Here is an 864-nt window from a genome sequence, read left to right on the forward strand (position 1 = left end):
CCGCGCGCGCGCCCCTGCCCGCAACCGATGCGCCCGGTGCGCCGGGCGCTCCGCCGCCCCTGGACAACGGCCAGCACATCCTGATCGGCGCCTACACGGAGTGCCTGCACCTCATGGCGCAGGTGGGCGTGGACCCGGAAGCGGCCCTGCTGCGCCTGCCGCTGTCGCTGCGCTTCGCCGATGGCAAGGGCATCCGCCTGCCCGACATCGCGCCCCCCTGGGACGCCGTGTGGGGCATCGCCACCGCCCGGGGCTGGGGCCTGCGCCAGCGGCTGGCGCTGATGACCACCACCGCCCGCTGGATGTGGGGACTGGGCGGATTCCGCTGCGAGCCCGGCGATACGGTGCTGGCCATCAGCCAGGGCCTGCCGCCGCAGCTGATGGCCGAGTTCGTCGAGCCGCTGTGCGTCTCGGCGCTCAACACCCCCGCCGCCGAAGCCAGCGCCACGGTGTTCCTGCGCGTGCTGCGCGATGCGCTCTTCAGCGGGCGCGGCGGCTCCAACCTGCTGCTGCCGCGCACCGACCTGGGCGCGCTGTTTCCCGAACCCGCCGCGCAATGGCTGCAGGCCCAGGGCCACACCGTGCACCGGGCGCGCCGGGTGCAGGCCATCGCGCCCCAGTCACCGCCATCGAGTGGCTGGACGGTCGATGGCGAGGCGTTTGACACCGCCGTGCTGCACCTGCCCAGCAGCGATGCGGCCAGGCTGGTGGCCGCGTGCGCGGGCTCCGCGCAGGCCGCGCCGCGCAAGGATCAGCTACCGGTGTCTCTCCGCCTGGATATTTCTGAGCTGCCTATACGGCAGTGAAGGCTGGCAAAGCCATTTGGCTTGAACTCACAGTTTTCTGAGCTGCCTATACGGCAGT

The 864-nt window shown here is 72.1% G+C and carries 1 protein-coding gene; it reads left to right on the forward strand.

The features are described 5' to 3' along the window. On the forward strand, positions 1-806 hold an 806-nt coding region (locus AC27IQ_RS25955; RefSeq protein ID WP_487091358.1), incomplete at its 5' end, for an NAD(P)/FAD-dependent oxidoreductase. Positions 807-864: the final 58 nt, after the last annotated feature.

This window comes from Acidovorax sp. KPB24-07 (assembly GCF_057543315.1).